Annotated in this window: 4 protein-coding genes and 1 pseudogene; 2 read left to right on the forward strand and 3 right to left on the reverse strand. The window is 70.3% G+C overall.

The annotated features are described in order from the left end of the window. Positions 1–100: 100 nt before the first annotated feature. Positions 101–1,396, reverse strand: coding sequence for a phosphopyruvate hydratase (gene eno, locus ABD901_RS51675; protein ID WP_345141476.1), 1,296 nt, complete (start codon positions 1,394–1,396; stop codon positions 101–103). A 75-nt stretch (positions 1,397–1,471) separates the two neighbouring features. Beyond that, positions 1,472–2,305, reverse strand: a pseudogene (locus ABD901_RS51680) (MerR family transcriptional regulator); the annotation flags it as partial. An 85-nt stretch (positions 2,306–2,390) separates the two neighbouring features. On the opposite strand from ABD901_RS51680, the gene ABD901_RS51685 reads away from it, so the two are divergent. Then, positions 2,391–3,155: a hypothetical protein gene (locus tag ABD901_RS51685; protein WP_345141453.1), complete on the forward strand. Its 765-nt coding sequence runs from the start codon at positions 2,391–2,393 to the stop codon at positions 3,153–3,155. 54 nt (positions 3,156–3,209) lie between these two features. Here the strand turns inward: ABD901_RS51685 and ABD901_RS51690 are convergent, their stop codons facing one another. Then, complete coding sequence (locus ABD901_RS51690) at positions 3,210–4,688, reverse strand: glycoside hydrolase family 75 protein (RefSeq protein WP_345141468.1); 1,479 nt, start codon at positions 4,686–4,688, stop codon at positions 3,210–3,212. Between the two features lie 248 nt (positions 4,689–4,936). Here ABD901_RS51690 and ABD901_RS51695 point away from each other — a divergent pair, with 248 nt between their 5' ends. Next, complete coding sequence (locus tag ABD901_RS51695; protein ID WP_345141470.1) at positions 4,937–8,044, forward strand: glycosyl hydrolase 2 galactose-binding domain-containing protein; 3,108 nt, start codon at positions 4,937–4,939, stop codon at positions 8,042–8,044. Positions 8,045–8,141 lie beyond the last annotated feature (97 nt).

The raw sequence follows: 8,141 nt of genomic DNA on the forward strand, positions 1-8,141 counted from the left end.
CGGACCCCGCGACCTCCCCGTTCGCTCGGCAAAGGTGCTGCGCAACGGCACCCAGCGGCAATGGTCGCCACTGGGTGCCGTTGCCGCCGGTTTGCGAGTGTTACGCGGCAACCGTGGGATGGCCGGTGAGGCTGGTGCGGCCGGCGTAGACGGCGCGTTCGCCCAGTTCCTCCTCGATCCGCAGGAGCTGGTTGTACTTGGCGGTGCGGTCGCTGCGCGACAGGGACCCGGTCTTGATCTGCCCGCAGCCGGTCGCCACGGCCAGGTCGGCGATGGTGGTGTCCTCGGTCTCGCCGGAGCGGTGGGACATGACCGCGCTGTAACCGGCCTGCCGCGCGGCCTGCATCGTGGTCAGCATCTCGGTCAGGGTGCCGACCTGGTTGACCTTGACCAGGATCGAGTTGGCGATGCCCCGGCTGATGCCGTCGTACAGCAGGTCGGCGTTGGTGCAGAAGACGTCGTCGCCGACCAGCTGGCAGCGGTCGCCGAGCCGGTCGGTGAGGGCTTTCCAGCCTTCGAAGTCGTCCTGGGCGGCGCCGTCCTCGATCGACACGATCGGGTACGTCTCGGCCAGCTCCGCCAGGTAGTCGACGTGCTCGGCCACCGTGCGCACCCGGTCTTCGCCGCGGTAGTGGTAGGCGCCGTCGCGGTAGAACTCCGACGCGGCCGGATCCAGCGCGATCGCGATGTCCACGCCCGGGGTGTAGCCGCTGTCGCTGATCGCGGCGCTGATGAAGGCGAGGGCTTCGTGCGCGGTACGCAGGAGCGGCGCGAAGCCGCCTTCGTCGCCGACGCTGGTGTGCTGGCCGGCGGCCTTCAGCGCGGCCCGCAGGGTGTGGAACACCTCCGAACCCATCCGGACCGCTTCGGCGAAGCTGGCCGCGCCGACCGGAGCGATCATGAACTCCTGAAAGTCGAGCGGGTTGTCGGCGTGCGCGCCGCCGTTGACGATGTTCATCAGCGGCAGCGGCAGGATGACGGCATCGGGGCCGCCGAGGTAGCGGTACAGGGGCTGCCCGGCGGAGACCGCGGCGGCCTTGACGACCGCCAGCGAGACGCCCAGGGTCGCGTTCGCGCCCAGGCGGGACTTGTTGGCGGTGCCGTCCAGCTCGATCAGCACCCGGTCCACGGTGGCCTGGTCGCGGCCGTCCAGGCCGGCCACCGCGTCGGCGATCTCGCCGAGCACGGCGCCGACGGCGCGGCGCACGCCCTTGCCGTGGTAGCGGCCGGTGTCGCCGTCGCGCAGCTCGACGGCTTCGGCGGTGCCGGTGGAGGCCCCGGACGGGACGGCGGCCCGTCCCAGCGAGCCGTCGTCGAGCAGCACGTCGACCTCGACGGTCGGGTTGCCGCGGCTGTCCAGGATCTCCCGGGCGTGGACGGTGTCGATGGCGGTCATAGGGCTCCTCGGGTCGGGATGGTCGGCGAGCCAGCGCAGCACCTGCTCGGCGTGCAGGGCCGGCTCGGTCACCGGATGGAACACGTGCTCGACCACGCCGTCGGTCACGATGAGCGTCAGGCGCCGGTAGTACGTCGTCCCGTCGGCCTGGAACGTCGGCAGCCGAAGCGCGGTGGCCAGGCTCAGGCGGGGGTCGGCCAGCAGCGGGTACGGCAGCCGCAGCCGGTGGGCAAGCTCCCGCTGGTAGCCGGTCGACTGGGCCGACAGCCCGTAGACCTGGTCGCAGCCGGCGGCCAGCAGCTCGGCGTGCAGGTCCCGGAATCCGCACGCTGCCACAGTGCAGCCCCGGGCGCCGGGTATGTCGTCCCAGCCGGCCGGCATGGCGACACCGGGCCTGCTGCTCAGCGAGTACAGAAACAGCACCGTGCGGTGCCCGTCGAACCTTGCCGGTCCGACCACGGTGCCGTCGGTAGCCCGGAAGGTGAGCCCAGGCATGAGCGCACCGACGAGACCCACCGAACTGGTGGACCCGAGGGCCCGGCCGGCCGTGGGCGGGACGGCCGGCCCGGCGGTCGCGTCCACCAGCGACAGCAGGGCGTCGCGCTGGCCGGTCAGGCGCTCGATGCGCTGCTCCAGGCCGGCGATCGCCCGCCGATAGGTGCTCAGTGCCGCCGGATGACCGTCGGTGCCGTCGCTGTCGATCATGGATTCGATGAACGGCCTGGTCTCCTCGACGCTGAAGCCGAGCGTCATCAGGGTCCGGATCTGCTCGACCAGGCGCACGGCAATCGGGTCGTACTCCCGGTAGCCGTTGCCCAGCCGGCGGGGGACCACCAGGCCGGCCGCCTCGTAGTAGCGCAGTGCCCGGACCGTGGTTCCGGTCCGGTGCGCCAGTTCACCGACTCGCATGTCACGACCGTAAACCTGTACCTACGGGTATAGGTCAAATCGATGCCGCTCAACGCGAGCGGTCCGGTTCTGCGATACTGCGCCGATGGATGGCTCGACTGCCCCGCAACGGCGGCTCGGCAAGACGGCATGGTGGACCGTTGCAGGGGTCGCGGCGGTGGTCGTCGTCCTGGCGGTGCTGGCCGTCGCGACACTCGGCGGCGGCGCGCCGGCCGGGCGGAACGAGGCCGCGAACGCCTCCGCGCCCGGCTCGGCCGCGGTGACGCAGGCGGCGACCGCCACGGCGACGGCGGGGGCATCCGGCCCGTCCGCGGCAGGCGGCTCCGGGTCGACGGTCACGACCGGCCCTACGGGCACGGGCACGGCCGGCACGCCCGGCGGCGGCGCGCCGAACGGGACGCTCGACCTGTGCGCCGCCGTCGACTTCGGGCCGGTCGCCGGCCTGGGTGCGGCCGCGACGCAGCCGGCCGCCGGGGACCACACCGACAAGTCGGACTACACGTCGTACACCTGCGATCGGCCCTTCACCGGCGACGGCCTGCAGATCGCCGCGGACGTCACGGCCCTCGTGGGTGTCGATGCCACCGGCGCGTCCCGGCGCTTCGCCGACGCGCGCGCGAACGCGCCCGCGGGCGCGGCGGGCATCGCGGGGGTCGGCTCGAGCGCGTTCGGCTACCAGATCGGCGACGGCACGGTGCGCACCTACCAGCTGTGGGCGCTCGACGGCCGCACGCAGCTCGGCGTGCGGCTCAAGGTGACCTCGGCCGCGGCCGGATCGCCGGGCACGGACCGCCTGCGGGACACGGCCGCCGCGGTCGCGCGGTCGGCGATCGCCCGGCTGCACACGTGAACAGACCCTGCCGGCGGGCGCACCCGCCGGCAGGGTTCACAGCCCCTCTCGAAGTCAGTTGTTGCTGACGAAGGTACGAGCGAGGTTCTGGCCGAGCGTCACCGCGTTGTTGTGGTTCTCGATCGGGGAAACCCGCTGCGAGCCCTGGAACACGATGTACGTCACGCCGGAGTCGGTGCCGCCGTTGCTCGGGTCGGGGTTGATGCCCAGCGAGTTGGCGGTCGCGTAGGACGCTTCCCCGATGATTGCCGTGGGCCCGGTGTCACCGACCACGGCGTAGAGCACCTGGTTGTTGTAGATGACGGCGACGACCGTGCCACAGCCGATCTGGTAGTTGGTGTAGTTCCAGGTCGAGCTGGGGCTGGGGACCACGACGTACGGCAGCTGCGCCGCGTTCAGCGGGCTGTCGCCCGACGTGTGGCAGAACGTGTCCGCCTGGAAGCAGCAGTCCGTGTTCTCGTTGCACTGCGTGGTGCGCACACCGTCGCAGTCGATGTCCATGTCGGCCTTCCAGAACACCGCGCCCGTCTTCTGGCACACGGCGACGGTCGCGCTCGACACGTCCTCGTCCGTCTTGTACTTGCCGTTGGAGATCTGGCTGCACGTGTTCACCTTGGCCAGCAGTTCGGCCGCGGTCGGCGCACCGCCACCGCCGCCGCCGGAGGCGCCGAAGCGCAGCCGGTCCACGTTCGGACCGCCGTTGCTCGTCGTCGCCGTCGCGCGGATCGTGTTGGTGCCGGCGTTGAACGTCGCCGTGAAGCTCTGGTCCGCCCAGGTGTCCCAGGTGCCGGTACCGTTGAACGCCTGGCCGGAAGCGACGGTCGTGCCGTTGACGGCGATGGTCATCGGACGGTTGACCGTCGTGCCGTTGGCGTAGCGGATGGTGAAGTCCACGCTGCCGGCCGCCGCCGCGCTGACCGTCCACTCGACGTACGAGCCGGTCACGTTGGTGTAGTCGACGAACCCCGTGCCGGTGTAGCCGGTGTGGTTGGTCGCGACCGCGGCCTGGTTCAGGGTCGCGTTCTCGGCCTGGTAGTCGGTGAACGTCGACGCCGCGACCTCGAAGTCCAGGTAGTCCAGGTTCGCCGGGCCGTTGGCCGTGGTGGCCGTGACGCGGATGGTGTTGGCGCCCGCGTTCACCGGCGCCGTGATCGTCTTGTTGGCCCAGGTGTCCCAGTCGGTGGTGCTGTTGAACGCTGACGCGGCGGCGACCACGGTGCCGTTCACCGCGATGTCGGCGGGCCGGCCGGTGGTGGTGCCGTTGGAGTACCGGATCGTGATCGTGGCCGAGCCCGCGCTGGCGGCGTTCACCGTCCATTGCGTGTAGCTGCCGACGACGTTGTCGTTGTTCACGAAGCCGGTACCGGAGAAGTTCAGGTGGTTGGACTCCACCACGCCCTGCGAGATCGTCGCGCTCTCCGCCTCGTAGCGGGTCGGTGCGGCGCTCGCCGGTGCGGCGGGGATCAGGACACCGAACCCGAGCCCCGCGATGCCGAGCATCGCGAGCACGGCCCGCTGTCTGCGTTTGCCCATTGACTCCCTCCCTGCCTGCGGTACAACTGTAAGGCAACCTTACTGACAGATAAGGCTCGATGTTATGACCGCACACCAACCGAGGTCAACCCACATCGCGGCGTCTTGACCGCACCCGAGCCACGCGCCTAGCATCGAGAGCCATTAAATAGTAAGACTCTTTAACAGTTCGCCGACCCGGCCCGCCCGACGCTCGCGAGGCCGTCGAACACCCGTGTACGCAGACCGCCCATCACCCGGGAGGCGTCATGCTGCTCAAAACCCGAACCCGTTCCCCGTTGCGCCTGTTTGTCGTGGCGGCCACGGCGGTCGCGCTGGCCGGCAACGGCGCGGCACCGGCCGTGGCCCGCCCGGAGGCGGCAGCGCAGCGGGCCGCCGTCCAGGTGTCCGCCGCGCTCGGCGAGCGGACCGCGATCCCCGGCTTCGCCATCCAGTCCTCCGGCAGGACCAGCGACACCGGCGGCACCATCTCACAGCCGGGATACGCGGCCTCGGGCTGGTATCCGGTGTCCGCCCGCTCGACCGTGCTCGCCGGCCTGCTGCAGAACAACGTGTACCCCGACCCGTTCTACTCCACCAACATGAAGTCGATCCCCACCGCGGACTTCACCGTGCCGTGGTGGTATCGCGCGGACTTCACGCTCGGCTCCGAGACCGGGCTGCACACGTTCGTCGACGTGACCGGTGTGCTGTCCAAGGCCGACGTCTGGGTCAACGGCACCCAGGTCACCACGAGCGCCACGATCGCCGGCGCCTACACCGACCACGAGCTGGACCTGACCGCGGTCGTCCACAGTGGAGTCAACAGCGTCGCCATCAAGGTGTACCCGAACGACCCCAACCGCGACCTCACGATGGGGTGGATCGACTGGGTGCAGACACCGCCGGACAAGAACATGGGCATCGTCCGCGACGTGACGCTGCGCCGCTCAGGCGCGGTGGCGCTGCGCAACGCCCACGTGGTGACGAGGCTCAGCACGCCGGCGCTGGACAGCGCGACGCTGACCGCAAAGGCCGACGTGCGCAACGACTCCGCCGCCGCGGTCACCGCGACGGTCTCCGGTACCGTCGCCGGCACCGCCCTGTCGCAGTCGGTGAGCCTGGCCGCGCACGAGACCAAGACGGTCACCTTCGGCCCGGTGACGCTGGCCAATCCGCAGGTCTGGTGGCCGGCCGGCATGGGCGGACAGCCGCTGTACGACCTGAGCCTGACCGCATCGGTCGGCGGCACGGCCGGCGACGCCGCGCACGAGCGGTTCGGCGTGCGTGACGTGAAGGCACCGCTGGACGCCAGCGGGCACCGGCGGTACACCATCAACGGACGCCCGCTGCAGATCCGCGGCGGCGGCTGGTCGCCGGACCTGTTCCTGCGGTGGAACCCCGGCTACGTCGAGGACAAGCTGCGCTACGCGCTCGACCTCGGGCTCAACACGATCCGCCTGGAGGGACACATCGAGGCGGACGAGTTCTTCGACCTGACCGACCAGTACGGCATCCTCACGCTGCCCGGCTGGGAGTGCTGCGACAAGTGGGAGGGCCAGGTCAACGGCGGCGAGCCCGGCGACGCCTGGACGTCGGCCGACTACCCGATCGCGAAGGCGTCGATGGCCGCTGAGGCCGCCCGGCTGCGCGACCACCCGAGCGTCATCTCGTTCCTCATCGGCAGCGACTTCGCGCCCAACGCGACCATCGAGAAGAACTACATGGACGCGCTGACCGCGGCCGACTGGTCGACCCCGGTCATCGCCGCGGCGTCGGACAACTCTGCCCCGCTGACCGGCTCGTCGGGGATGAAGATGACCGGGCCGTACGACTGGATCCCGCCGAACTACTGGTACGACAAGGCGCACTCGGACAGCGGCGGCGCCTGGGGCTTCAACTCCGAGACCAGCGCCGGGCCGAACGTGCCGACCATGGACACGCTCAAGCGGATGATGTCCGCCAGCGAGCTGACCACGCTGTGGCAGAGCCCGACCGCGACGCAGTACCACCGCTCGCCGTCGAGCACCTTCAACACGCTGAAGATCTTCGACAACGCCATCACCGGCCGCTACGGGACGCCGGCCAGCCTCGACGACTACGTGCGCAAGGCGCAGCTGGCGCAGTACGAGAACGTCCGGGCGCAGTTCGAGTCCTACCGGCGTAACTTCACCGACTCGTCGAACCCTGCCGACGGCGTCATCTACTGGATGCTCAACAGCGGCTGGACCTCGCTGCACTGGCAGCTGTTCGACTACTACCTGGACCAGAACGGCGCGTACTACGGCGCCAAGAAGGCCAACGAGCCGCTGCACGTGCAGTGGTCCTACGACAACCGCTCGGTCGTCGTGGTCAACCAACGGCACGGCTCGGCGAGCGGCCTGACCGCCAAGGTGAACCTGTACAACCCCGACGGCACCGAGGTGTTCGCCCAGACGTCGGCGACGCTGACGGTGCCGGGCGATGGCGGGCGGGCCACGGCCCTGACCGTGCCGTCATCGATCAGCGGCATCGCCGGCACCTACCTCGCCAAGCTGGTGCTGCTCGACGCATCGGGCGCCGAGGTCAGCCGCAACGTCTACTGGCTGTCGACCGCTGCGGACACGGTCGACTGGGCGAACAACGACTGGTACTACGCGCCGACGACCAGCTACGCCAACCTCAAGGGCCTGTCGGGCATGGCGCAAGCGCCGGTGTCGGCGACCGCGTCGTCGAGCGAGGCGGGCGGTACCACGACGACCACCGTCACGCTGCGCAACACCTCGACCGGCAAGACGCCGGCGTTCTACGTCGACGCGCACGTGGTCGGCGCGGCCGGCAAGCCGGTGCTGCCGATCCAGTGGGACGACAACGAGATCAGCCTGTGGCCGGGCGAGTCGAAGACGCTGACCGCGAAGTACCGCACGAGCGACCTGGCCGGCGCGGCCCCGTCGGTGCGGGTGTCGGGCTGGAACGTAGCGACCCAGACCGTGCCGGCCAGCGGTGGCGGCGGCGGGCCCGTGCGATACGAGGCGGAGAACGCGACGATCTCGCAGGGAACCGTCGCGACCAACCACACCGGCTACTCGGGCACCGGCTTCGTCGACTACACCAACGTCACCGGCAGCTACGTCCAGTGGTCGGTGACCGCGCCCGCAGCAGGCACCGCGACGCTCACGTTCCGCGTCTCCAACGGCACGACCGCCAATCGGCCGATGGACATCGCCGTCAACGGCACCGTCGTGGCCGCCGGTGTCGCCTTCAACCCCACCGCCAACTGGGACACCTGGCAGGACGTGACCGTGACGGTACCGGTGACCGCCGGCGCCAACACCGTCCGCCTGACCGCCACGACCGCCAACGGCGGACCGAACGTCGACTACCTCAACGTCCGCTGAGCTCTCCTTCGATGGGAGGATCAATGAGAAGAACCAGTCTGTCGGCCGCCGCCGGGCTCCTGCTCGTGCTGCCGATGGTGATCACGACAGCCGCCGG

The organism is Dactylosporangium darangshiense (assembly GCF_039537565.1).
GTDB classification, from domain to species: domain Bacteria; phylum Actinomycetota; class Actinomycetes; order Mycobacteriales; family Micromonosporaceae; genus Dactylosporangium; species Dactylosporangium darangshiense.

Bases quoted from the DNA above. Each gene is read 5' to 3' on its own strand.
- eno (WP_345141476.1), bottom strand. From the start codon at position 1,396: ATGACCGCCATCGACACCGTCCACGCCCGGGAGATCCTGGACAGCCGC.
- ABD901_RS51695 (WP_345141470.1), top strand. From the start codon at position 4,937: ATGCTGCTCAAAACCCGAACCCGTTCCCCGTTGCGCCTGTTTGTCGTG.
- ABD901_RS51685 (WP_345141453.1), top strand. From the start codon at position 2,391: ATGGATGGCTCGACTGCCCCGCAACGGCGGCTCGGCAAGACGGCATGG.
- ABD901_RS51690 (WP_345141468.1), bottom strand. From the start codon at position 4,688: ATGGGCAAACGCAGACAGCGGGCCGTGCTCGCGATGCTCGGCATCGCG.